At 64.9% G+C, this 23,993-nt stretch carries 25 protein-coding genes and 1 pseudogene; 6 read left to right on the forward strand and 20 right to left on the reverse strand.

Annotation, left to right across the window (positions count from 1 at the left end; genetic code table 11):
• The first annotated feature begins 34 nt into the window (after positions 1-34).
• A complete protein-coding gene (locus CG716_RS21910; protein WP_420093215.1) occupies positions 35-1,555 on the forward strand; it encodes an alpha/beta hydrolase in 1,521 nt (506 codons plus the stop codon).
• 128 nt (positions 1,556-1,683) lie between these two features.
• Positions 1,684-2,958 carry a bifunctional glycosyltransferase family 2/GtrA family protein gene (locus CG716_RS21915; RefSeq protein WP_094483214.1) on the forward strand — a complete coding sequence of 425 codons (1,275 nt, stop codon included), beginning with the start codon at positions 1,684-1,686 and terminating at the stop codon, positions 2,956-2,958.
• 79 nt (positions 2,959-3,037) lie between these two features.
• On the opposite strand, the gene CG716_RS21920 is transcribed toward CG716_RS21915, so the two are convergent.
• Complete coding sequence (locus CG716_RS21920; RefSeq protein WP_094483215.1) at positions 3,038-3,316, reverse strand: hypothetical protein; 279 nt, start codon at positions 3,314-3,316, stop codon at positions 3,038-3,040.
• Between the two features lie 136 nt (positions 3,317-3,452).
• Positions 3,453-3,608, reverse strand: coding sequence for a hypothetical protein (locus tag CG716_RS21925; protein WP_094483216.1), 156 nt, complete (start codon positions 3,606-3,608; stop codon positions 3,453-3,455).
• A gap of 330 nt (positions 3,609-3,938) precedes the next feature.
• On the opposite strand from CG716_RS21925, the gene CG716_RS21930 reads away from it, so the two are divergent.
• Positions 3,939-4,190 carry a chymotrypsin family serine protease gene (locus CG716_RS21930; protein ID WP_133066997.1) on the forward strand — a complete coding sequence of 84 codons (252 nt, stop codon included), beginning with the start codon at positions 3,939-3,941 and terminating at the stop codon, positions 4,188-4,190.
• A 143-nt stretch (positions 4,191-4,333) separates the two neighbouring features.
• Here the strand turns inward: CG716_RS21930 and CG716_RS21935 are convergent.
• Positions 4,334-4,471 (reverse strand): annotated as a pseudogene (locus CG716_RS21935) (glutamate synthase-related protein); the annotation flags it as partial.
• Positions 4,472-4,630: 159 nt separating this feature from the next.
• On the opposite strand from CG716_RS21935, the gene CG716_RS21940 reads away from it, so the two are divergent.
• Both CG716_RS21940 and CG716_RS21945 read left to right on the forward strand, forming a co-directional pair.
• Complete coding sequence (locus tag CG716_RS21940) at positions 4,631-5,185, forward strand: TetR/AcrR family transcriptional regulator (RefSeq protein ID WP_234817949.1); 555 nt, start codon at positions 4,631-4,633, stop codon at positions 5,183-5,185.
• 119 nt (positions 5,186-5,304) lie between these two features.
• On the forward strand, positions 5,305-5,784 hold the full coding sequence (locus CG716_RS21945; protein ID WP_165774239.1) for a Clp protease N-terminal domain-containing protein: 480 nt from the start codon (positions 5,305-5,307) through the stop codon (positions 5,782-5,784).
• 14 nt (positions 5,785-5,798) lie between these two features.
• Here CG716_RS21945 and CG716_RS21950 read toward each other — a convergent pair whose 3' ends face one another.
• The 8 genes from CG716_RS21950 to CG716_RS21985 all read right to left on the reverse strand — a co-directional run bounded on the left by CG716_RS21950 (position 5,799) and on the right by CG716_RS21985 (position 15,438).
• On the reverse strand, positions 5,799-6,281 hold the full coding sequence (locus CG716_RS21950; protein ID WP_094483260.1) for an SRPBCC family protein: 483 nt from the start codon (positions 6,279-6,281) through the stop codon (positions 5,799-5,801).
• 132 nt (positions 6,282-6,413) lie between these two features.
• Positions 6,414-7,559, reverse strand: a complete 1,146-nt coding sequence (locus tag CG716_RS21955; RefSeq protein ID WP_234817950.1) for a sensor histidine kinase — start codon at positions 7,557-7,559, stop codon at positions 6,414-6,416.
• Positions 7,560-7,648: 89 nt separating this feature from the next.
• Complete coding sequence (locus CG716_RS21960) at positions 7,649-8,329, reverse strand: response regulator transcription factor (RefSeq protein WP_094483222.1); 681 nt, start codon at positions 8,327-8,329, stop codon at positions 7,649-7,651.
• Between the two features lie 92 nt (positions 8,330-8,421).
• Positions 8,422-9,237, reverse strand: coding sequence for an FkbM family methyltransferase (locus CG716_RS21965; protein WP_165774240.1), 816 nt, complete (start codon positions 9,235-9,237; stop codon positions 8,422-8,424).
• A 455-nt stretch (positions 9,238-9,692) separates the two neighbouring features.
• Complete coding sequence (locus CG716_RS21970) at positions 9,693-11,831, reverse strand: DNA gyrase subunit A (RefSeq protein WP_094483224.1); 2,139 nt, start codon at positions 11,829-11,831, stop codon at positions 9,693-9,695.
• An 8-nt stretch (positions 11,832-11,839) separates the two neighbouring features.
• Complete coding sequence (locus tag CG716_RS21975) at positions 11,840-13,873, reverse strand: toprim domain-containing protein (protein ID WP_094483225.1); 2,034 nt, start codon at positions 13,871-13,873, stop codon at positions 11,840-11,842.
• Positions 13,870-14,136, reverse strand: coding sequence for a hypothetical protein (locus CG716_RS21980; protein WP_094483226.1), 267 nt, complete (start codon positions 14,134-14,136; stop codon positions 13,870-13,872). Before CG716_RS21980 ends, CG716_RS21975 begins: the two co-directional genes overlap by 4 nt.
• 180 nt (positions 14,137-14,316) lie before the next feature.
• The gene (locus CG716_RS21985; RefSeq protein ID WP_094483227.1) at positions 14,317-15,438 is read right to left on the reverse strand and encodes a hypothetical protein; all 1,122 of its coding nucleotides are present in this window, start codon (positions 15,436-15,438) and stop codon (positions 14,317-14,319) included.
• 418 nt (positions 15,439-15,856) lie between these two features.
• On the opposite strand from CG716_RS21985, the gene CG716_RS21990 reads away from it, so the two are divergent.
• Complete coding sequence (locus tag CG716_RS21990) at positions 15,857-16,945, forward strand: YncE family protein (RefSeq protein WP_094483228.1); 1,089 nt, start codon at positions 15,857-15,859, stop codon at positions 16,943-16,945.
• Here the strand turns inward: CG716_RS21990 and CG716_RS21995 are convergent.
• From CG716_RS21995 to CG716_RS22035, 9 genes are read right to left on the reverse strand one after another with little or no spacing between them, the layout of a single operon-like run.
• Entirely contained in the window at positions 16,931-17,755 is an 825-nt protein-coding gene (locus CG716_RS21995; protein ID WP_234817951.1) for a DUF6390 family protein, read from the reverse strand. The two genes, CG716_RS21990 and CG716_RS21995, sit on opposite strands and share 15 nt — an antisense overlap.
• Positions 17,752-18,012: a HypC/HybG/HupF family hydrogenase formation chaperone gene (locus tag CG716_RS22000; RefSeq protein WP_094483229.1), complete on the reverse strand. Its 261-nt coding sequence runs from the start codon at positions 18,010-18,012 to the stop codon at positions 17,752-17,754. Before CG716_RS22000 ends, CG716_RS21995 begins: the two co-directional genes overlap by 4 nt.
• 3 nt (positions 18,013-18,015) lie before the next feature.
• Entirely contained in the window at positions 18,016-18,474 is a 459-nt protein-coding gene (locus tag CG716_RS22005; RefSeq protein WP_094483230.1) for a hydrogenase maturation protease, read from the reverse strand.
• Positions 18,475-18,486: 12 nt separating this feature from the next.
• On the reverse strand, positions 18,487-18,606 hold the full coding sequence (locus tag CG716_RS31370) for a DUF6893 family small protein (protein WP_094483231.1): 120 nt from the start codon (positions 18,604-18,606) through the stop codon (positions 18,487-18,489).
• Positions 18,594-19,952, reverse strand: coding sequence for a hypothetical protein (locus CG716_RS22015; protein WP_094483232.1), 1,359 nt, complete (start codon positions 19,950-19,952; stop codon positions 18,594-18,596). Before CG716_RS22015 ends, CG716_RS31370 begins: the two co-directional genes overlap by 13 nt.
• Positions 19,949-20,599 carry a DUF6084 family protein gene (locus tag CG716_RS22020; protein WP_094483233.1) on the reverse strand — a complete coding sequence of 217 codons (651 nt, stop codon included), beginning with the start codon at positions 20,597-20,599 and terminating at the stop codon, positions 19,949-19,951. The genes CG716_RS22015 and CG716_RS22020 overlap by 4 nt, the downstream gene beginning before the upstream one ends.
• Complete coding sequence (locus CG716_RS22025) at positions 20,596-21,243, reverse strand: DUF5947 family protein (protein ID WP_094483234.1); 648 nt, start codon at positions 21,241-21,243, stop codon at positions 20,596-20,598. Before CG716_RS22025 ends, CG716_RS22020 begins: the two co-directional genes overlap by 4 nt.
• Entirely contained in the window at positions 21,243-22,115 is an 873-nt protein-coding gene (locus CG716_RS22030; protein ID WP_234817952.1) for a NifU-related iron-sulfur-binding protein, read from the reverse strand. The genes CG716_RS22025 and CG716_RS22030 overlap by 1 nt, the downstream gene beginning before the upstream one ends.
• Before the next feature lie 35 nt (positions 22,116-22,150).
• Positions 22,151-23,947 (reverse strand): nickel-dependent hydrogenase large subunit, encoded by a 1,797-nt coding sequence (locus CG716_RS22035; RefSeq protein WP_094483236.1) that lies wholly within the window; start codon positions 23,945-23,947, stop codon positions 22,151-22,153.
• Positions 23,948-23,993: the final 46 nt, after the last annotated feature.

The following is a 23,993-nucleotide window of genomic DNA, read 5'->3' on the forward strand; positions in this document are numbered from 1 at the left end:
CAATCTCATAGCAGGAGCCGGGATCGTTGGGGACGTGACAAATCCAACGCCGAACGTTGCCACGACGTCCTTACTCGCCGACCCCGTCGCCGCGCCGAACGCCGGATATCAGCACGGGCTCTCGCTGCTGCACGGTTGGCTGCCGCCGGTCGTGGAGGCCGTCGCCGTCGTCGTTCTCGTCGTCGCGATCGGCTGGAGGTCACGTCGCTGGCGGTTGGTCTGGCTGCCCGTGGCCCTCGTGCTCGGCATTGCCGTTGCCGCCGGGGCGCACTGGTACATGGATTCTCAGGGGCTGGCGGGCGACCCCGCACCACGCGCGCTCTGGATCTGGATCGGCCTGAGCGGGCTGGCCCTGGGCGTCCTCGTGCTGGGGTGGCGGAGTGCTCGGTGGTGGCGTCGCGGTGTCTCGTTGTTGGCCGTGCCGCTGTCGATTCTGAGCGCGGGACTCGCGCTGAATCTGTGGGTCGGATACTTCCCGACCGTGCAGGCCGCGTGGGGGGAGGTCACCGCGGGCCCGCTGCCTGATCAGACCGACCTCGCGACGGCAATGAGCATGCAGCAAAAGGGGCAGGTCCCGACGCACGGCGAAGTGGTCCCGGTCAGCACACCCGACGATGCGTCCCAGTTCAAACATCGCACCGAGTACGTGTACCTGCCCCCGGCATGGTTCGCGAGCAATCCGGCGCCCAAACTTCCGACGGTGATGATGATCGCCGGCGAATTCAACACCCCCGCGGACTGGGCGCGTACCGGCAACGCGATCTCCACCATCGACAACTTCGCCGCGGCGCACCACGGAGACGCGCCCGTCTTCGTGTTCGTCGATTCGGGCGGATCGTTCAACAACGACACCGAGTGCGTCAACGGCACCAGAGGCAACGTTGCCGATCACCTCACCAAAGACGTTGTCCCGTATGTCGACTCGCAGTTCGGCGTGAGCGCCAGTCCGGCAAACTGGGGCATCGTCGGTTGGTCGATGGGCGGCACCTGCGCCGTCGACCTCACTGTCATGCACCCAGAACTGTTCAGCAGCTTCGTGGACATCGCCGGCGATATGGGACCCAACGCGGGCACTAAGGATCAGACCATCGCGCGACTCTACGGCGGGAACGCAGCCGAGTGGGCCGCATTCGATCCCAGCACAGTCATCACCAAACACGGCGCCTACCAGGGTGTCTCAGGCTGGTTCTCGATTTCGGGGGATGCGCCGCAACCCCGAAAGAACGCCAACGCCGCAGCGAGCAATGACGCTGTCGGGTTGGGCGGCCGAGATGCGGCCGGCAATCCGGGCGACCAGACCGAAGCGGCCAATTCTCTGTGCGCACTGGGCCAGGCCAACGGGATCAACTGCGCCGTGGTCGCCGCGCCTGGCAAGCACAGCTGGACGTTTGCGGCTCAGGTGTTCACCGCAGCGCTCCCGTGGCTTGCCGGACAGATCGGCACCCCTGGAGTTCCTCAGATTCCCTTGCCGACTGCGCCCCCCACCGCGCCCAACGCGCTGGCGTCGGCACCGGCGGCGAGCCCGTCTGCCGTTGCACCCAGTCATTCTGCCTGAACTCGGACCGGCTGCATGCCTGGCATCGTCATGTCTGGGGCCTGTGGACTTGCTGGCGCGGAACGTTCATAGCGGGCTCGTAGCAACGACTCACATCCAGCACAAGGACGGCCCCGAAGATAGGTGTCATGACTGAGACGATGGTCGCCACCGCCGACACTGACTTCGACATCACACCGCGCCTGAGCCACGCACATCGGCCCAACGCCGCGACAATCGCAAGGCAGCATGGCGTGCCCGTGCTCGACGTCGTCATCCCGGTCTACAACGAGCAAGTAGCGTTGGCCGGCTCGGTCCGCCGCTTGCATCGCTATCTCGAAGACAACTTCCCGTATTCGGCGCGCATCACCATCGCGGACAACGCCAGCATCGACGACACCCCGCGAATCGGTGTCGAGCTGGCTGACGAACTACCCGGTGTTCGTTTCGTCAGGATGGAGCAGAAGGGCCGGGGACGCGCACTGAACGCGGTGTGGTCGGCATCGGATTCTCCTGTGCTGGCCTACATGGACGTCGACCTGTCGACAGACCTGGCCGGGCTCGGGCCACTGGTGGCGCCGCTGATCTCGGGTCACTCCGACCTGGCGATCGGTACCCGTCTCGACCGGTCCTCTCGCGTCGTGCGCGGCCCGAAGCGCGAGTTCATCTCCCGCAGCTACAACCTCATCTTGAAATCGACACTGGCCGCACGCTTCTCGGACGCCCAGTGCGGCTTCAAAGCTATCCGCCGCGAGGTCGCACAGCGGCTCCTACCCTACGTAGAGGACACCGGCTGGTTCTTCGACACCGAACTGCTCGTGCTCGCCGAACGCAGCGGCCTGCGCATCCACGAAGTGCCCGTCGACTGGATCGACGACCCCGACAGCCGGGTCGACATCGTGGCGACCGCCACGGCCGATCTCAAAGGCGTCGCACGCATGCGCAGGGACCTCCGCCGGGGGTTCATCCCGGTCGAAACGATCGCGACCGATCTGGCACCTTCCGTCAGTGGCCCCGTTCCGGTCTCGGGTCTGAACCAGGTGCTGCGGTTCGGAGCTATCGGGATTGCCAGCACCGCAGCGTATCTGGTTCTGTTTGTGCTGCTGCACGGACTACTCGGCGCCCAGGGGGCAAATCTGGCAGCGCTGCTCATCACCGCGATCGCGAACACGGCCGCCAACCGCCGATTCACGTTCGGGGTGCGGGGGAGTGCCAACGCGGCGCGGCACCAGCTTCAGGGCCTGGTCGTCTTCGCGATAACACTCGCGATCACCAGCGGTGCCCTCGATGCTCTGCACGCTCTCGTGGTATCACCCTCGCGGACAGTGGAAGTCGCGATGCTGGTGGTCGCAAATCTGGCGGCCACTCTGATCCGCTTCGTATTGCTCCGGGTCTGGGTCTTCGGACCACGGCGACCGCGCTGAATCGATCACATACCTGAAACCCGAACGGCACCGCTGCAGCTCAGTGCGCAGCGGTGCCGTTCAACGTTTGCGGTCGGCGTCACTTCGGGCAGTCGACATCGACGTAGGCCGTGACTATGTCGGTCGTGTTGATGTTGTCGACCGTGCACTGCGACAAGCCGACACCGTAGGAGCCGTTGACCCAGTTCAATTGGACGTTGTAGCCGAGATTTCGCAAGTCGCGCACGGTCGCAGCAGCGGACTCCGAGCCCGCTGTCGGCACCGCCGATGCGTCGGCGCTCGCCAGTGGTACAGCGACCAGCGCTGCCATCAGGCCGCCCGCCACCAGGAACGTACAGTTGCGCAGCCATTTCGTCATAGCGCCTCCTCGTGCAGAACCCCTACGTCAATTACGCCTCAGTTTCCTTGGGCGACGACGTTTGTTCACTGCGCGTTAACTGTGGGGAGGTGCGCCGACGCGGTCTACAGCAACAGCAGAGCCGGTTGGCGACGTGCTAGAACCAGACTTTTCGGCCACCGACCGGACGGCCGACTGCACCCAAGATCCACAACACGACGCCGACCAAAACAAGGAGCCCGCCGATGGTGTACAGGATCGAGATGCCGGTGAAGTAGCCGATCAAGAGAAGGACGATGCCGAGAACGATCATGATCAATCCGATCCGTAATGGGTCACTGGGTTATTGCTGCATAGGGAGAATTACCGAGCTTGTCAGTTTCAAACCGAATGGCCGTGATTACGCGTCCGAGGTGCTAATTTGTGGCACGGCTACGACAGCGGGTGTGACACGAGCAGTGGTGGTTCGGGCGGTCACCGGCGGCTCATGGGCTGACCGGCTCGCGCGGCAATGCCGCCTTCTCTGTGTACCAAAGGTTTTCGGTGAACCCGTTCTTCACCACAGTCGGCGGTGCTCTCAACCGGGGCGACGCTGTGTCGAAAATGGGTGCGCACCGGCGAATCGACGGGGACCGTCATCAAAGTGAAGTCGGTCCGCGGCCCCCCCGATTTCGCACTGGTGTGGTCTGACATGACGCAGCTGCCCGGGGACTCCGGCGGACCGTGGTACACCCCGGGTCCCACCGTCGTCGGCATGAGCTCCAGCACCGACGACGGGAACGAACCAGGCGGCGTCCAGGGCAGTCAGGCGCAGCCGATCGACCCGGTCATCGATATGATCCGCGCGAACCCCACGGTGTGGGGCAACGACTTCAAGGTATGGCTGGTGCAGTGAGATTGGCCGCCATCAGCCCGAGGATCGCCACCAGGTCGGCCATTGACGTTATGCCCCAGCCCTTCTCATAGTCGTAGACCTCCCGCAGCGGAGACTTCGATCCAACGCCCTCGAGGATGTCCAGGTCGTCAACCCAAATCGAGCCGGGACGGATTCTTGCAGTCCACGCCCTGCGGGATTCCCCGGATCTCGACGATCTCGGCTGTCACTTTCACACCAGTAAGCATGCCCCCGAGACCGGGCTTGGCTCTTTGACTGAGGTTGATCTCGATCGCCTTGATTAGTTTCTAGCCGCCAAACCGTCAGTCATCGTCAAGAAAGACGCGAGGCGAAACGTCGGATCACACGACCGATCCGGGCGGACAACACGTTGCTGGTCGTGGGAAGGTGGGCGAGTGGAACCCAAAAGCCAGCTCGACGGCTCGCGACGAGACGCCATCGTGCAAGCGGCGTTGGAGGTTCTCGCCGCCCGTGGGTCGGCAGATTCCAGTCTGCAGATCATTGCGAAAGCCGCCGGGGTGTCTGTTGGCCTGATCCAGCACTACTTCGGTTCCAAGGACGGCTTGATCGAAGCCGTGGACAGCTACGCGCTGCGCATCATTGGTACGGCCATGGCCGAGCCCACGCCGCCATCGGCCACCGAGTCGATTCCCGAGGTGGGCCGGCGAGTAACGGCATTGTTTGGCGATCACTTACCGGTTCTGGACTATGTGGCTCGACAAGTGGTCGAGGGCACCGCGGCAGGCAAGGCGTTTTTCGACGCCGTGGCCTCCTTGGGCATCCAACGGTGGGACGACCTCTCGCGTGGTGGTGCCACCATAGATGACCTCGACACCGTCTGGGCCGGTCTCAATCCTTTGATTTTGACGCTGGGCGCCATCACCTTTCGCCGACACGTGGACCGCTATCTTCCTGAGGCCTTCACCAGCCCCGGCCAGCTCAGCCGGTGGGAGCAGGCGGTCAACACCCTCATCGGAGGCCAGCTCAACAGATAGAGCGCCAGCGAGGAGCCGCTGGCAAATTACTGAGCGTCCAATACGATCGTATTGGAGCAATACGATCGTATTGTTAGGCTCTCATGATGGTCGCGGGGGCGCCCTTACCCAGGGGCGATATGAGCACGGCTCAGCTTGCCCGAGCGTTGGGCACTCTCGATGAGTCGGCGAAGGCCGCGGTGACCGCTGCCCACTACGAGGCCTATCGCTACGGGAGTGGCTTCCTCGGATCGGTGCATCTCCTGTTGGGGCTGCTCGCAGACACCGGAGAGCCCATGACGTCTTCCCTGACCAGGAACGGAGCGGCGCCCGAGATAATTCGGAGCCATTTCGAGCAGGTCTACGGGGCGCAATCCCATGACCCTCCTCACGTGATGCATTTGCCCTACAACCTGCACGCCAAAGCCATCCTGATCAACGCGGCCAATTGCTCGTGCGGCTGCGGCACGAGCCACACCGGGACCGACGATTTGTGGCGAGCCCTCGCCGATGCCGTGGGTTCGGTCGCCACGCGCGTGCTGGCCGAACTGGGTCAACTCGGCCATGTGCACCGTGGACTCCCAGAGAGAGCAAAAGGGTGCCGGCCAAGCCAACGTTGACACGCGGGTGCCCTCTAGGTTGACGACCGCGGATAGCCTCGTCGCACGGCGCGTTCGAGGATGCCCAACGTCGCGCGCAATGCCGGCTCGCCGATGATCGGGAAAATCTTGGCGTCGCGCCAGTGCTGATCGATCTCGGACCAGTCGTAAAACGACGTGACCGCCGTTCCGCCGTCCGTGGGATCTAATCGGTAGCCATACACGTGCCCGATGTTCGGCTTCAGCTGGCCGAAGATCGTCCAAGCGATGAGCCGGTCCTGTTCGAACTGCGTGATCGACACTGTGACGTCGTATTTGCCCAATGGATAATCGTTGAGCGATTCGCGGTTCATGTGTACGACAAAGGTGTCGCCTTGGGCACGCACCGGCTGCCCGTCGGCGTCCTGCAGCATGCCGGTGGCGTCGATCGCAACGTGACCTTGCGGATCGCACAGGACCGCGAAGACGTCCGCAGCCGGAGCGGAGATGACTCGTTGAACCTCGATACGTTCATCCACGTCTACATCCTGGCACGGATGATCCGCGACATGGTTCGCCTTCGCTGACGGGTCGGGAAGTGCCAATTCAGGAGCCAAGCTCTGGGCACCGAAAACTGAGTTGGAATGTCGTAAAAAGTCATACGCCCGCACCTAAGCCGAGCGGGGGACCGCGAAGGTGAACACAGCACCGTCACCCGGCTCCGAGGCCACGGTGACGTCGCCTCCGTGGGCTTGGGCGATCTCGCGCACCAATGCCAGCCCGATGCCGTGCGATTCGCGGCCGTTGGCGGTGTGCTTGGTACCCGGAGAGAACCGGGTAAACAGGGTGCTCATGGTCTCTGGGTCGATACCGACGCCGTTGTCTTTCACCACAAAGCTCACCGCTGAGTCGTTGCGACTTGTTGTCACATCGACTGTGCCGCCGGGATGTTCGTGACCTAGCGCGTTGTCAATCAGTGACGTCAATGCGCGCCGCAGTGCCGTCTCTGATCCCGTCACCTCGAATTCTGCCGCAGTATCGCCATTTTCGAGTTGATTGCGCAGTGTTACGCCCTGGGATTCGGCGAAGGGCGCCATACTCGCGCAGACGGACTCGGCGATGGCCGACATGTCCACCCGCTCGGAAGCCGGCCGGCGTGCCGTCATCGTCGCCGACGCCAGCAGGTCACCCACGATTTCGCCCAGCGCCCGGGTGTCGGCGACCACGGCATCGACCTCGCCTCTGAGGGCAGGATCGACCCGATGCGCCAGCAGCTGGACTCGGGTAAACAGCACTGTCAGCGGCGCGCGCAATTCGTGAGATGCGTCGGCGACGAAGCGGCGCTGCAGTGCCAGCGCCTGAACAAGCGGTTGCACCGACCGGCGGGTGAACAACACAACAGCGGCACCTGAGGCGGCGATGCCGGCCAACTCGGCGACGGCAAGCGACAACAGCAGTCGGTCGCGGGCAGCATGATAGGGGGCGAGATCCATCATCGCCACGATCCGCGCGGACGGCCGGTCCACCACCAGCGTGCGGTAGCGTCGGCCCTCAGTGTCGAGGTTGCTGAATCCTGTTGGGCCCGAAAGGAGTGCCACCCCCGGGAGGCCACCGTCGCTGTGGGACACTTTCCCACTGCGGGTCCGTATCGCCAGTTCCATGTCCGGTGGGGCATCGTCCGCGTCATCGGCAATGCTGGCCACTCTTTGCAGTTCGGCGGTCATCTGGCGGTTCTGTGCCCTGGCGTCGACGATGTACACGACAATTCCGACGACGAAGAGCACCAGCGCAAGAGCCAGCGAGGCCCGGATTGCCATGAATCGTGCGGCCCGGCGGACTAACGCCAGATCGCTGGCCGGGGTATGTGATTCATGTTGGACGATCCCAATCGACCGGTGTCGCAGCCTCATTCCAGCCCAAACCGATAACCCGCGCGATGAACCGTGGACACCACCTGCCGGCCCAATTTTCGGCGCAGATAATGCACGTAAAGATCGACCGCCCCGGTGGATTGCACTCCGAGGAACACAGTGTCGAGAAGCTGCGCACGCGTGAACACCCGCTTGGGTGCGGCCATCAGAATACCCAGCAGGCGCGCCTCCCGTTCCGACAATTCCACCTCGACTCCTGCCGGAGTGTTGCCTGAGACAGTGCGCGCGACACGGTCCAAGCGCAGCCCGCCCGCGCAAATTATGGCTGCGGCGCTATCGGTGCGCCGGACCAGCGCTCGGATCCGCGCTAACAGCTCGGGGATTTCAAATGGCTTGACGAGGTAGTCCTGAGCGCCCGCGTCAAGACCGTCGACACGGTCCTCGACCGATCCCCGCGCAGTCAAGATCAGCGCGGGGGTAGTAACGCCTTGTGACCTAAGCAACGCAACGAGATCCGATCCGTCCATCACCGGCAGGCCACGGTCAACGACCAGCGCCTGGTAGGTCCCGGTCAGGCCGCGATGCAGTCCCTGCTGCGCGTCATACGCGGCGTCGACGCGATAGCCCTGATCGGCAAACAAGTCGGCGAGCATTGCGCTGAGCACCCGGTCGTCCTCGACGACCAACAGCGCGGCGCCGCTCTCGGACGTGGTCACGTAGCGAGAGTGCCATAGCGGTGCCACATAGAGCCCGCAATGCGCCTAGGCACGCACTCGCCACAGTCAAAGGTGCCCTCAGTAGCCCTGGACTAGCCTCTAACAACTGGCAGTACGTCGCCGTCATAACGTGACAGCACGAGGTCGAGGCGAGACACCCGTTGGGTGAGATCACCGCGGAACCGGCGTACGTCGCCGACCACGTTGGGCCACAGATAGCGCCACGCTGCGTAACTGTTCGGCAGGGTGTAGACGTGGAATCCGGCATCGACGAACGGCCTCAGCACATCGATCGGTCGCAGTTGACGGTCAGGCCACCAGTCAGGAGACAATTCGACGACGATCTCGGCATCCGACCGCAGAGAACCTATCAAATTCACCATCCCCGCCAAGACGTCGGGTTCGGCGCCTTCGACGTCGACCTTGATGATCCGCGCCGCAGTGACTTCATCGAACGTCAAGAGCTGATCGAGCGGTATCGCATCGACGGTCGACTCGACGCGGAGGCCGCGGGTCGGCAGAGTCGTCGACATCCCCTCATTGTGTGCGGGACCGGCGAAGATCGTGAGCGTTCCTGTTTTCGCCGCAGCAGCCGCATTCACCTGACGGATCCGATCGCCGAACGCATCGGCTCGGGCATTTCGATCCAACTCGTTGAACATTGTCGGGGATGCCTCTACCGCGACCACGCCACCGCAAGGACCGACCGACCGCGCCGCCAGCAGCGAGTAATAACCGATGTTGGCGCCGACGTCGACGAACACGTCCCCCTCATCGAGTCGAGTGGCAATGAAGCGAGTCAGGTCCGGTTCCCACACCCCGAAGACCCAGATATAAGTCGCGATCAGGTCAGGAAGCCGGCACGTGAGGGTGGCTCCGAAATTGGTTATCCCGAAAAGGCGGGTCAAATGTCTCCGACCGGCCGAAAACCTGAGCAGCAATGACAATGCCGTGAAGGGAGGCACCACCAAAGCCCCTCGAAGCGCCCTCTCGGCCAACGGAACCGAGCTGTCGACCGTTCGTAACCGCCGAACCGCGGATCTCAAAAAGCGGGCCCAAACCGACGCTACGGATTCGAGCTTCGTGTACGTCTGTTTCTGAGTTCTGGTTCGGGCCGTCAGCATGCGGGCGATCCTGCGGGCGACTTCTTTGAAGCACGAAAGAAACCCACCGTGGGCAGGCGCAGGCTGACCACTCCCGCGCATGCACTCTGCGTTTGATTCTCACTCACCTCGGCAAATACCCGCCGCGACACTCAGTTGATTCACCACCGGCATCCAGGAAATTGACAGGCGGAGTTCGAAATGCCCCTGACACCGACGAGCCATGCCGGGTGGCACCATGGGCCGCCTCCAACCGCCGTCTACGTAGCGGGTGTTACGTCACTGCCCGAGCCTTTGACCGAAGCCTTGGCGCGACTCTGTGGCTGCACAGCCCTCTTGCCGCGGATAAACCCGCTGGCGGAGACCGCCACCGACAGAAGCGCCTGTTCGCCGTTGACGAACGGGTGGAAGCCGACCCCGGCGCCGCCGCGGCCCTTTACCGGGATGTCGGCGACTTCGGTGACCTTCCAGCCCTTTTCCGAGGTCGACAGGATCGCTTCGCCGTTCTGACACGTGAGCGGTAACGCAGCGATGACGGCGTCGTCGTCCCCGCTGAGCTTCACTCCGGCGACACCGTTGCCTGCCGCGCCCTGCGGATTCACCGCGGCGGGGTCGATGCGCAGCACCTTCCCGCGACGCGTCACCAGCGCCAAGTGGTGGCCCTCGGTCAGCACGCCTGACCGCACCAGTCCGGTGATGTCCGGCGCTACCGGGATGTCGCGGATCTTGAACGGCAGACCACTTCCGTTGGTGAACTTCACCCGCCCGTCGGACCAGACCGCCCACCCCAGGCCGGATGTCAGCAGCTCACCGTGACTGTCGGAGAACACTCCGCGATCATCAAGTCGCCACGCGGCGTTGGTCTTTCGCTCGCGGGCGCCGTCCTCGTCCGAACTGGAGGTCACCGGCACCGCTGCGAAGTCCAGCACGGTGCGCCGGTCGAACTCGGGGCCTTTGAACAGCTTGGCGGTCTCGACGAGTTCCTTGTCGATAACCACCCGGCGCGCGTCGGGGTTGCCCACCAACTCGGTCAGCTCGGCGAACTCGGCGTCCAGCTTCTCCGCTTCGGCCTGCAGTTCGATGACGTCGAGTTTCGTCAGACGCCGAAGTTGCAGCGCCAGAACGTAATCGGCCTGAACGGCATCGATCGCGAATCGCTCCTGCAGCCCGGTGCGGGCTTCATCGACGGTGTCGGAACCGCGGATCACGGCCACTGCGGCGTCGATATCCAGATGGATGGTCATCAGGCCGGTCACCAGATGGCGCCGGTCGGTGACCTTGTCCAGCCGATACTCGCTGCGCCGCAGCACCACTGAATCGCGCAGGTGCAGGAAAGCGCTGATCAGCTCGCGGACGGTCCACCAGCGCGGCACCCGGTCCTCGTCGAGCGCGACCAGGCTCGCCGCGAACGTCGACTCCAGTGGTGTCAGGGCGAGCAGCTGGTCGCGGATCTGCTCGGCACTGTGGCCGCGTTTGGCGGTGACAACGATGCGCAGCCCGTTGCGGCGGTCGGTCAGATCCGACATGTCGGCCACCCCGGACATCTCTCCGGATTCGACCAGCGCCCGGATCCGTTCTTGCACAGTGTTGCTCGCGACTCCGGGCGGCAACTCGGTGATGACGACGTTCTTCCCGTCCACCGACACCGTGCCGCGGACCGTAAGCTGACCCCGCCCGGTGGTGATGTACTCCCGCAGCCCGGCCGTGCCCACCACGGTGGACCCGCAACCCCAGTCGGGGCCGGGGATGAGTTTCATCAACCTGTCGTCGGTCATGTTCGGGGTCTTCAGCAGCGCCCGGCAGGCGGCCATGATCTCGCGCGGGTTGTGCGCGGGCACCTTGGTGGCCCAGCCTTCGGCGATGCCGACGGCACCGTTGCACAGCAGCACCGGCCATTGGGCGGGCAGTACCGTGGGCTCGATCCATTCACCGTCGAACGTCGAGACCATCGGCACGGCGTGGTCGTTGAGTTCGGCGGTCAGTGCGGCACCGGGTGCCGACAGCCGCATTTCGGTGTAGCGATCAGCGGCGGGGATGTCGCCTTGGATGCGAGGGAAAGCCCCTTGTCCGTCAATGACTTTCACGCGCTGGAACTCGGCAGCCATCAGTGCCGCCGCCCCGTACATCGACGCGCCTCCGTGCGGGTGCAGGTTGCCCGTTACGGCTGAGCAGACCTTGGAGGACTTCTGCGGCTTGTTTCCTGGCAGCAGTCGGGAGTCGTGCATCTGGTAGAGCAGCCGACGCTGGCCCGGCTTGAGCCCGTCGAACGCGGACGGGATGGCACGGTCACTGACGCTGTAGAGCGCGAAGGTCAGCTGGTAGTGGTTCCAGTAGTCGTCAGCGCTCTGATCGAGCACCAGATCCGGATTCTGCTCAGGAACATCCAGGGTGGCGGTCACGGGTTCTCCTAGCTGAGGTCGAGAGCAAGGGTGTCGACGCGGGAGGCGACATCGGCCATCCACGTGCGCCGGCCCTCCGGCGGTCCGCCGAACAGAGTGTGGTGCAGTTTTGGATCGCCGTCGTCGAGGTGCACCCGAATCACGGTGCGCCGCTGCGGATCCAGCACGGTGTTCCAGAAGTCGTCGGCGTCCATCTCGCCAAGACCCTTATTGCGCTGCACCTCCACCTTGCGCTTGGAGGTGGCTTTCATCTGGGCTACCGCGGCGTCACGCTCGGACTCGTCCTGGCAGTAGATCCGCTCCTGGCCGTCCTTGACCACGAACAGGGGCGGCAACGTCACATAGACCATGCCGGCCTTGACCAGCGGGCGGTAGAAATCGAGGAACATCGAGATGAGGCTCGAGTTGATGTTGCCGCCGTCGGGGTCGGCGTCGGAGGCGAACAAGATCCGGTCGTACCGACACGACTCCGGATCGCAGTTATCCCGCACACCGCACCCCAGGATGCGTTCAATCGAATCGAATTCGTCCTTGACCCGGGCTTTGCTCACGGTGAAGCCATAGACGTTGGGCGGCTTGCCTTTCAGCGGGAATGCTGCTTGGAAGGTGGCGTCGCGCGCCGCCTTGATGGTGCCAAGTGCTGAGTCGCCCTCGCACAGAAACAACTCCGCACCCGAGCCGCGACCACTTTCCCGGCTGGGCAGCAGCTTGGGCGGCAGTGACAGGTTCGTCCCCAGCCCCTTGGCTTTCGACGCCGCACGGGAGCGGGCTTTGGCACCCTCGGCACTGCGCCGTGCCCTGGCGGCCTCCAGCGCCAGCGTGGTCCACATCGACACGGCGTCCGCGTTGCCGGGGTTGGCGGCCCAGATGTTGACGCTGCGCGCCACTTCGGGGGCCATCGCCACGTTCAAGGACCGCGACGACACCGCAGTCTTGGCTTGGGAATCCCACGCGACGTCCGGCGCACGAGTGTCCACGGCCAGCGCGGTCACCGCCGCGAAGTCCTGAGGCTCCGGACCGTCCTCGCCTTTGGCCAGGCCCAGGTCTCGGATTCGGGAGGCGCGATCGGCCAGCGCCTCCGACAGGCCCTTGACCGCGGCCGTCAGATGAGATCCGCCACCCGGGGTGCGCACGGTGTTGCAGAAAGCGGCGACAGTAGCCGGCTCGGCGGGGCCGGCCGTCAATGACCACCGGAACGGGGTCGGGCCGCGGCCGGTCGTGTATTCGCCCCGGCCTTCTACCACGGCACGGACGCCGGGCGCAGGGGTGCCCGCGGCGGCGCACATGAGGTCGAGCAGAGTATCGGTGCCCCACGGGCCATTGAACGGTTCGAGCAATTCGGGCCGGACCTCGTCGCCCGGCCAGCCTTCGTCGGTGACGATCAGCTGCACGCCCGGGGACATCCGCGCAGCCGCGTGGGCTCGCAGTAGTACCTCGTTGACATCCACGCTGGAATCGGGCACCACGGCCGGGTCGAACAGGATGCGCACTTCTGTGCCGTGTGCATCCGGCTTCCGGTTGCTCAAGCCGCGCAGTTTCTGCGTGTCGGAGCGCGTGAACGGAGCGTCTGGGTCGAACTCCTCGCCGTCGAACGTGCCAGGATAGCCACGGCCGAAACTCTGCAGGTACGTCTTGCCGGCGCGGCGCACCGTCACATCGGTCCGCGCCGAGATGAAAACCGCTGCGGCAGCGCCGATCCCGTTCAACCCGGCCCCGGTGCTCGTGGCATCAGAGTGAGCGGAGAACTTGCCACCCGCCCGGGCGGTGCCCAGTGTCTTGACGATGCCGTTCTTCCCGGTCACGGGGTCGGAGTCGACGGGCAGACCACGACCGTCGTCGGCGACGCTGACCGATCCGTCAGCGTGCAAGGTGATGGTCACGCATGCCCCACCGTGGCTCGGATCGGCAACCTCTTCGACCGCATTGTCAACCAACTCACGCAGCGCGGTGTTGAGCACGTCCAACCCGAGGTTCACCGCCGGCCGCAGGCGTGTGTGCTGGACATCGTCGAGTTCGGTGATGTCAGCCGCGGTGTAACTCACTGCTCGTCCTTTCCATCAAGGCCTGGGAAAAGAGGACCGAAGCGCGCAGCGCCCCGGCCGGCGATCCACTCGGCAAGCACGGGTATGCCGCCGAAATGGTAGTCCGCAGGGCGGACATCTTCGCGCAGCCTCGGCGGTGCACGGGCAGACTCTGTGGCCGATGTAACTGAGACACCGTCGCGATACACCCGAACCGGATGGTCGGTCTTGGTCTTGTCGCCATCCGTCAGCTGGGCAAATGCTACTTCACTGACCGTCGCCATGCGGCACGCGTCTCGGCATTTGACAGCGTTCGCAGATCCATCTATCGACACGTGCGCCAATTGTCGGACGCGCACAGCTGGACTCATGACACGAAACCTTTGCGGGTGAAGTCCCCAGATTCATTGGATAGCCCTCTCGCGATGCGATTCCGCGCATTACGACGTTGGCGGGGAGGTTAGCTATCGGTGACAGGATTCGTAGGCGTCGAGGAGTGTGAGTTCGGCTGGGGAGGGCAGGTAGACCAGCGGGTCATATTTGGTGCAGCCGCCCACGGTGATCGCAACTGGGCCGCGAGCGTTGCCGGCGCCGCCGATGTGGCCCGATATTTGATCAGAGGCGGTGTAGAGGACCGGGCCGGGCAGCGTAGCGACGGCGGGTAAGTGTTTGCGGGCGAGATCGAGCGCGACGGCGACGTCGTGGGAATGAATTGTCTTCTCCGCAAACCAGATCGGCGGACTAACCGGACCGTTGATGGTGAGTCGATCGACGTGGGGGATGGCTTGATCGGAGTTGAGCGCATCCCAAACGCCGAGCTCAGCTGGCGTGGGATAGCGGGCCGAGGTTCTGATCTGTGCCGAGTGCAGCTTGCCGGCGCTGACGTCCCAGTCCATACCCGCAAGAGCCGAGAATCTGGAACACAGTGCCGTCAGGACCGTGGCGACGTCACGGTAGTCTGCCGTGTCCGCCATGGTAATGGTCGCTCTGTTCGACCGGCCGGCCTCCTGGGGGGCGAGCTGGCCGCCGGGGTGTTTGATGGTGGCGCGGAAGCGGACTGTGGCATGGGGGAATTCGCCTCGCAACGCGATCCAGTCACGAGATTGGTCGACGATCTGTCGATCATTAGCGATCGGGAGCCAGCCGCTATCGACGGCGAACAAGTCCCACCCGTGAGTGAGATCAAGTTCGGCTCGGTATCCCGTCAAGGCTGCGGTCCGCAGATCACGCAAATACCGGGATGTGACCTCCGCGACCTGATCACTACTGATTCCATCAGCCAACTCGGCCGTGATGGTGAAATTGATGAGCCCTTGCGCCGGGCTGTACGAGGTGCGGGTGTTGACTGCTGAAACACCAGGCAGGGAGCCGAGTTGGGCACCGAGGCGATCGATGTCATCGTGGCGATCGGGGGGCGTGGCCTGACAGCCGGTCAACAACAGCATCACTGCGGTGACCAACAGGGCAAGGGTGACGCGTTCGCGTCGGATCGGCATCGCGTCGCTGGGCCGAGAAACATTTGCGACGCTGGCGTCCGGCCCCTCGGTGGCGACCGCCGCTTCGAGTAGTCGATCGTCGGCGCTCACTCGAGTCCGATACCGGTCGTCGCGCGCCCGCTGTAGGAGCCGGAATTGCCGGTCGCACCAGACGAAGACAGACCTCGCTTCGAAGCAGTTCAAAACTCGCGTTCTCCATGGACGACTGACTCACTGCGTGCCGCCGGCGTCGCTCGTCGTTGTCACCGCGACGAGGGACTCCGCTGGTGGGACGGCACTCTGCCGTGCCCGAATGCTAACAACCTGCAATAGTTGCGAGCCCGCAACGAACCCGGGTAGGACCAAATTATGCGACGACAATCAGGAGGTCCTCAGGAGGTTGACGGCCAGACGAGGGCGGAGCATTCTCCCTGATCTACGGCTAAGAATCCCAACGGGTTTGGCTGCAGCACTTAGGCGGCGCCTGCACCCTGGTTGACGTGACCCGCTCCTGGGCATTCCGTGAGGCATGCGTCGTCTTTCGGCCACCGGCTGTTCCAGCCTGATCGGCATTGCCCTGGTCGCCTGTGGCGCTGGGCCCGGTTCGCCGGCCGCATCCTCGTCGAGCAGCATGGCGCCGTCGAGTTCAATGGCGCAGGTTTTCACCCCCACTCGCGCTCCTGCCGCCGAGCCGGGAAGCGCCGGGCCGCCATCCGTGCCGGCGGCCGGCATGGTGGTACCGATCGGCAACGCACCGGAGGGAATCGTGATCGGCGCATCGGGCGTCGGGGCGGTCGCAGTACGTGACCCCGACGGTGTCGAGTTCTTCGATGCCACCACCGGCGCTGTGCGCCAAACGATTCCGACGAACGGCGCGGCCCGGCACCTCGAGCTGGCCGGACCCGACGGGCCCGTCCTGGTACCACTGGAGCAGTCCAACGAGCTCGATGACCTGTCCCTGCCTGACGGAAAGGTGCTCTCCAGGGTGACGAGCGTCGGCCGCCAACCACACGACGCCGCGCGCACCTCCGGGGGCACCGTCGTGGTGACCAACGAGGTGGGCGGCGGGGTGATCTTCGTGCGGGACGACGCCGTTGTCGGGTCGCTACCTGCGGGCCCCCTCCAGCCGGGAGGAGTTGCCGCCGTGGGCGATTACGCCGCCGTCGCCGACGTTGAGGGCAACGGAGTCTGGGTCTATGACGGCACTACCCGACAGCAGGTCGCCCAGGCACCGGTCGGGGTGAAGCTGACCCACGCGTTGGGGCTATCGGATCAGCTGGCGGCGTTCGCCGACACCGACGGCGGCGCGGTACTGATCGAGCGTGTCGATCCCCAGATCAGCCAGGTCGCCACAGTGGACGCCCCCGGCAAACCCTACGGCTTGGCATATGATGCCGCACGGCACCGGCTGTTCGTCACCCTGACCGCGTCGAACGTGCTGCGCGTCGTCGACCTCGCCGATCCGGCGACGCCACGGGTGCTCGGCGACGTCCCCACCGTGCAGCAGGCCAATTCGGTCGCTGTCGACCCCCGCACCGGCGGTGTCGTGGTTACCGGCAGCGCCCCCGGCAGCAGCAGCTTGCAGCTCATCGGACCCGAGCTACTACCCGCCGGCTGACGGCGTCACCGGCCCTTTCTGCGGTGGCGCTTGCATTTGGCGGGAAGTCGATCGCTGACCCGTCTGCCACTGGCAGCGGACCCGGTTAACCAGGTTCAGGGTCGAGCAGGTGGCGGCGGCCAGCGCTTCACGCCCCGGCCCGTCGATGGTGCCGCACACCCAGTCCCAGTGGGCGGCAACCGTCGCACCCGGCGCCGGTCGCGGGGCCAGTGACACCCCGTCGTGGCGGCGCCAACGGACCCGTTCGGGCACCGGGTCGCCGAGCACGAGGAGGCCACGGTCGTAGCGGACCGGCGGTGAGGTTATGAAGACATGGTCATCATCGACGGAATCTACGACGCCCCAGCGGATCCGGCAGGACTGCAGAATCCGGAGAGGATGACCGGGATCGGTATCGAGGAAACGCACCCACGGATACACCGCGAACACGTGGAAACTGTGGTGAGCCAACACCGGTGAATGGTCGTCGATGTCCGCGAGCAGGCCGGTGGGCTGGCCGGGCAGCGCCGATCGCAACCGGTTCAGCATGCGGTGCCCGTCCACCCGCGCAAGCAGCGGGCCACCGACCCAGTAAGCCCGAACCACCTCGGAGTCCAGCGGGTCGTCGCGGCCGGACGCTGCCGCGATCTCCTCGAGATAGGGCCAGGCGCCGTCGAAGCCCTTGGCGTGCCGGTCGATGGCGGCCGGGCCGCGACCGTTGATCAGTACCGACGAATCAGGTGGTCCGCAATAGCCCAGCTCGTTGGGTGGAAAGGCGTAGCTGGCGAACAACTCACGGCCGGGCAGTGGAGTGTTGGACACCGTGGTCACGGCTGACCCTTACCGGGTTCGTCGAGGCCCGATCCCATCAGCCGCAGGCCGGCCATCGCCTCGTCCGCGCCTGCCCTATCGGTCTTCTCGACCACGAAACCCATGTGGATGATCACCCAGTCGCCCGGGCAGAAAGTCTCTTCGGGCAGCATGCCGATGTTGACCTTGCGGTTCTCGCCCGCGACATCGACCAGTGCCAGCTGATCGCCGTAACCATCCAGCATCCGGATCACCTGTCCTGGAATTCCGAGGCACATCGCTCAGCCCTCCCGCAGCATCGTCACCACTGTCTGCACTGCCAGCACGGCTTCGGGCACCGCGGCGTTGACCGCGTCGCTCAACCCGATTCCGTCTGCGACGGTCTGCACTTCGCAGCCGATCACCACAGTCCGGGGCGCGGTGCCGCCGAGGGCGGCCAGGCTGGCGAACACCGCGCCGGGATCCATGCTGTGGGCATCGAACCCGTTTGGAGTCGACAGTGTTTCGTGATCGGCCTCGAAAACCCGGACGGTCCCGGGGGCGCCGCAGTCGGGGATGGCATCGACGAGCACCAGCGCGTCCCAGTCGTCGAGCAGGTCATAGGCCAAGTGCATGCCGCGGATGCCGTAATCGGTGACCCGGACCCGTTCGTCGGCCGGCTGAGCTGCCACATGCCGCAGCACCTCGGGACCGAATCCGTCGTCTCCGAGGAAGATGTTGCCGATGCCGGCGACGAGTATGCGCGACGTGGGTTACATGCTCCGCATCTTGAGGTAGCGGCGGATGTCGGGGACGGATATCACGCCCACCACCACGCCGCCGACGATGATGGCGCCAACCGCGGCCGTCGCTATCCACCCTATTGTTGCCATGTCGAGCTCCTCTCGGTGTGTGTCTCCAGGCTTGACTTCAACGGCTCGAGTTCATCGGGTGCGAAATACAGATATCGCCCATACCAGTCGTGCAGTTCGGCGGCCGGGTCGTCGTCGACCGTCACCCCGACCTGCTGATCTCCGTCGACGGTCTCGTGCACCGAAGTGACGGTGGCGAGCCTGCCCGCGAAGAACATGTCCTGTGCGTCGGCCCGCCGCGACGGCCGCAGCCGTACCTTGCTGCCGCGCGCCACCCGGACTCCGTTGACCAGGACGGCGTCGATGTCGGGGGCAACAGCGTTGTCGGCGATCGGGTCCCACCAGTCGACTCCGTCGGGGATCTCGGGGATCAGCCCGGGGTGCGGGTCGCGAAGGACACCGTGCAGCCGCTGCATCGCCTCGGGCGTCATCGCATCGCAGCGGTCGATGATCTGGGCGGCCAGCGGGTCGGTGGCGCGGGCCTGTGCCTTCTCCTCGTCGGTCATCGTCATCACCCGCAGCGTGAGGATCTCGTCGATCTCGGTCGAGTCGTAGAGGGCGCCCTCGCTCTGTTCGGCGATCTCGGGGTGGTCATAGAGGATGATCGGCGAGATCAGCAGGAGCGCATCGTCACCCGGCGGTCCGGCCAGCACCGGGAAGCAGCGGTGCTGGTGGCACTCGGCCACCGCAGCTGCCGCCGAGTCGGGCGGGTCGAGCAGTGAGACCAGTTGCCCTCCTCTCACTTCGGCGATGAGATGGGTGCCGATCATCGACGCGGCGATAATGGCGTCCTTATCGCAGGCGAGATCGTCTGCGACCCTGGTGGTGTTGTGCAGCGCGGTGGTGACCCGCCACAGTCCGTGGTCGGATTCAGCTGTCACCGTGAGGCGTCCATGCACGGCGCGACGGGAACGGACGAGCCGGCCGCCATCGACCTCGTCGATGGCGCTGGCCGCCGGCGCCGCCACCTGGTACGTCCACGACTGCGCGCCGTCACCGAGATCGAGCGGACCGAAGGTCAGCTCGGACTCCACCGCCTCATCCCAGGTCAGCCAGGACGTTCCCGCACCGGTCAATTCGTCGACCGGCTCGTAACGACCGTCTTCGGTGCGCTTCTCGACCGCACGCCGCTGCAGGTGCAGGAACCTGACCACCAGTGTGATCGTCGCGTCGCCGTCGATCAGGAACTGCGCCGAAAGGGTGTCGTCCTCGCCGAGCGCCGTCTCCGCCGCTCCTGGCGGCCCCAAAACCCCGAATTGCCAACGGGACTGGTTCTTGGCGGACGACGCGCGGTACGGGTATAGCAGATAGCCCTCGTAAAGCACTGCGTCGGCGATGGTGCGGGCCCGGTCCCAGCCCGTGCTCACCGGAGCTCTCCGGCCCGCACGCCCGCCAACAGCGAGGTGACCGCCTCGTCGATGTCGAGCATGCCCCGCTCGGATTTGTAGGAGGTCAGCGCTGTCACCGTGTCATGGCCAAGCCGCACCCAGCCGCTGTTGGGGTAATGCTGTTGGATGAGGTCGTGCCAGACACTGACTGGCAGGTCGTATTGAGCTTCCTGGTCCCACGGCACCTGCTGCACGGCGAATCCTCGTTGGCCGTTCGCCAGGGGTGGGCGGAAAATGGTTCCGCTGAACAGGAATTGCAGCGGGATGGCGCCCTCGCGTAGCGCGTGCAGGTACTTCGCACCGGTCACCTCGAAGTCGTAGGTGCATTCCAGCGGCAGCGCCACCTGGGTGCTGCCGGTGAAACCCTGCACCATTGCCGCGGTGTGCTGCCACAGAAAGGTGCGCTGGGTGTTGGCCCACCGTTCGCGCGGGCCGAACATGTCGGTGAGCCCGGCGGCCTCGTCATCGCGGTACGGCCGGCGAAGGGGTTCGATGCGCACCTGGCAGCGCAACGCGATGGCATGCACGGGATCGTCTGCCACCACGGCGATTTGCGCGGTGAGCGCAGGGCTCACCGCGTACGGTTCGGGGGCCACGTCGAGTACGGCGAAAGTCACCTCTGTCACGACGCGCGTTCCCTGCTGACTTCCCGGCAGCGCGCGGTGATCTGGTCGAAGAACTCGTCGATGTAGCTGCGCGCTTGCTGGCCGCCGTCGAAACCGCGCCACAGCATCCGCAACCTGCCGACGAACTCGTAGCAGGCGTCTATCGGCACCAGATAGCACTCGGGGTCACCGTCCCGGCCTGAGTTGTCGGGCACCCGCACCAGCAGCGCCTCCACGTCATCGGTCAGCATCGTCAGCCTGGCGTCCGCGGTGGTGATCAGCGACCACGCGTCGAGGTCCAATTCCGATTCGGTGGCACCGGCCGGGCCGGGATAGAAGCCGACTGTCTTGTCCAGCGCCGAGTTACGAAAGAAGAACGCCAGCCCGACAGGGATTTGCAGGGCCTCCCACTCCAGGCGGCCCAGTGCGAGATCGGGGAAGTGCAGATAGCGATCGGGCACCGAACGGTACCGCAGCTGGGCGGTGCTGTCGGTGAACAACAAATAACAGCCGCGGCAGACGCACATCAGCTGTCTGCCTTCGACGTTCACGACGTGCTGGTGTTCGTCGGCGATATCCTCCGAACACATCTCACAGCGTTCCCCGGCCGGCTGGGGCGCCTTGGTGGCCCGGATGCGGGCCAGCACGTCGTACGCACTGTCCATCACGGCACCGCCGTGGTTGTCGCGTGGACCGCCATCGACAAGACGCCGTCGCGCACCAGCAGGGGGATGGGATCAAGGTGCACAGCGGTGCCCAGCTCGGCGTCGACGGCGGCGCCCGCGTGGATGACGTCGAAGTGGGCGCGGCAGCGCGGGCACCTCAGCACGGGTCCGCCGGTTGCCCCGCCCATTCGCCGGTGCAGCGCGGCGCCGGCCAACGAAGCGTCGCAGCTGCCGCACCGGTCGTGATAGGCGAACAATTCGTCGCCGATCCGGCAGGCGAGAACGGAGGTTCCCGCCACCATGAAACCGCCGACCTCACCGTTGTGCAGATCGGCCAGATCGGGCACCGGGTGCCAGCTCGCACCGCCGTGGCTTTCCGAGTGCACCCGGCTGAGCAGGGATTCGACCGGGATGACGGTCGAGGCCGGAGCCGGTTCAGCCGCAACGACTTCGATCTCGCTGATCTCGGGAGCGGCGCTGCGCACGGCGTCCTCCACCGTCAGCTCCAGTGTCACCGCGGACGAGGCGCAACTTTTGCAGCTGCCGGCAAACCTGAGCCGCGCCGTGCCACCGATGATCTCGAGCAGCTCGACATCGCCGCCGTGCGAACCGAGATACGGTCGGACGCTGTCGAGGGCGTCGGCGACACGGCGGTGCACGTCGTGCGGATGCAAGCCGTGCACGAGCATCAGGCTGGCCACCAAATCGTCGGTGGCGCAGTGTTCCACGACTGCGGGATCGTGTTGCGCCGCAATCTGCAGTACCCGTGCCAGCCCCGCGCCGTAGAGGTCGACCACTTCGCGGACCAGCTGTTCGGCCCGCTCACGAGCCACGGGACCGCCTGTGGCGCTGGCCTCGAGAAGGGTCTGCATGCGATCACCCGCGGTGCGCCAACGCGCCTCGTCGTTCACTCCCCGGTGACCGACTGGGTCGGCGAATGCAGCCTGTCGAGGGACTTGCCGTCTCCGAGGTACATGTGCACACCGCATGGCAGGCAGGGATCGAAACTTCGCACCGTGCGCATGATGTCGATGCCCTTGAAGTTCTCCCGGTCATTCTCCTCGAAGATCGGCTGGCCCTGCACCGCATCTTCATACGGTCCCGGTGTGCCGTAGGTGTCGCGCGGATTGGCGTTCCACGGGGTGGGCGGGTACGGGTGGTAGTTCGCTATCTTGCCGTCCCTGATGACCATGTGATGGCTCAGAACTCCACGGACCGCCTCAGTGAATCCGCAGCCGATGGCCTCGTCGGGCACGTCGAACTTCTCCCACGTCTTGGTCCGTCCGGCGCGGATCTCCACCAATGCCTTCTCGGCAAAATGCAGCGCACACGCTGCCGCGTACGCCTGGAAGTAGGTGCGGGCGCGGTTGCGCTCCAACGTATTGCTGCCGTGCTCGGGGATTTTCCACTCCAGCTCGACCGGCCCTTTGAGAATGGTCTTGGGCAGGTTGATCTTCACGCTGTGACCGGTGGCCTGCACGTAGCCGATGTCCACCAGGCCGGCCAGCGCGGTCGACCACAACCGGGCCAGCGGTCCGCCGCCGGTGTCGAGCGCCAGGTGGTCGGTGCCGTCGAACCAGCGTGGTGACATCACCCAGCTGTACTTGTCGTCCATATCGCGCTTCTGCGGGCGGGGATTGGTGTGCTGGTTCCACGGATGCCTGCGGTCAACCGGGTTACCCAGCGGATCGGTCTTGACGAACATTTCCTGATCGGTCCAGTCGTCGTAATACGAACTGCCCAAAAGGATCCGGATGCCGAGGTTGATGTCCACCAGGGAATGCGTAACCAGCTTGCCGTCGACGACGACACCGGGGGTGACGAACATGGCGTTGCCCCACTTCTCCATGTCCTTATAGGCGAAGTTGCAGACGTCGGGGTCCTGGAAGGAGCCCCAACAGCCGAGCAACGTGCGGCGCAGCCCGACCTTCTCGTACCCGGGGAGCGCGTCGTAGAAGAAGTCGAAGAGGTCGTCGTGCATGGGCACGACCTTCTTCATGAACTCGACATAGCGCATCAGCCGAGTCATATAGTCCGTCATCAGCTGGATCGTCGCGACGGTCCCGACTCCGCCGGGATAGAGTGTCGACGGGTGGACGTGCCGGCCCTCCATGAGGCAGAACATCTCTCGGGTCCACCGGCTGACCTGCAGCGCTTCGCGGTAGAACTCGCCGGTGAAGGGGTTGAGGGAGCGCATGATGTCGGCGATGGTCCGGTACCCGTGCGCGGCGGAGTGGGGCGCGAGGGTGTTCTCGGCTTTCGCCAGAACACTCGGGTTGGTCTCGGCCACCATCTTCTCGCAATAGTCAACCCCGACCAAGTTCTCCTGAAAGATGTTGTGGTCGAACATGTATTCGGCCGCCTCGCCGAGGTTGACGATCCATTCGCCGAGGTTCGGGGGTTTGACGCCATACGCCATGTTCTGCGCATAGCACGAGCAGGTGGCGTGGTTGTCACCGCAGATCCCGCAGATGCGGCTGGTGATGAAGTGAGCGTCGCGCGGATCCTTACCCTTCATGAAGATCGAGTAGCCGCGGAAGATCGACGAGGTGCTGTGACACTCAACTACCTCGCGGTTCTCGAAATCGATCTTCGTGTAGATGCCGAGGCTGCCGACGATCCTGGTGATCGGATCCCACGCCATTTCGACCAGGGAACCGGGATCCCGCTTTACTTGCGACGGTTCGGGGATGATCGTTGTCATCAGACTTCGCTCTCTAATTGACTACTGAAATACCGCTGGCGCGCGG

Source organism: Mycolicibacterium sphagni (genome assembly GCF_002250655.1).
Lineage (GTDB): Bacteria > Actinomycetota > Actinomycetes > Mycobacteriales > Mycobacteriaceae > Mycobacterium > Mycobacterium sphagni.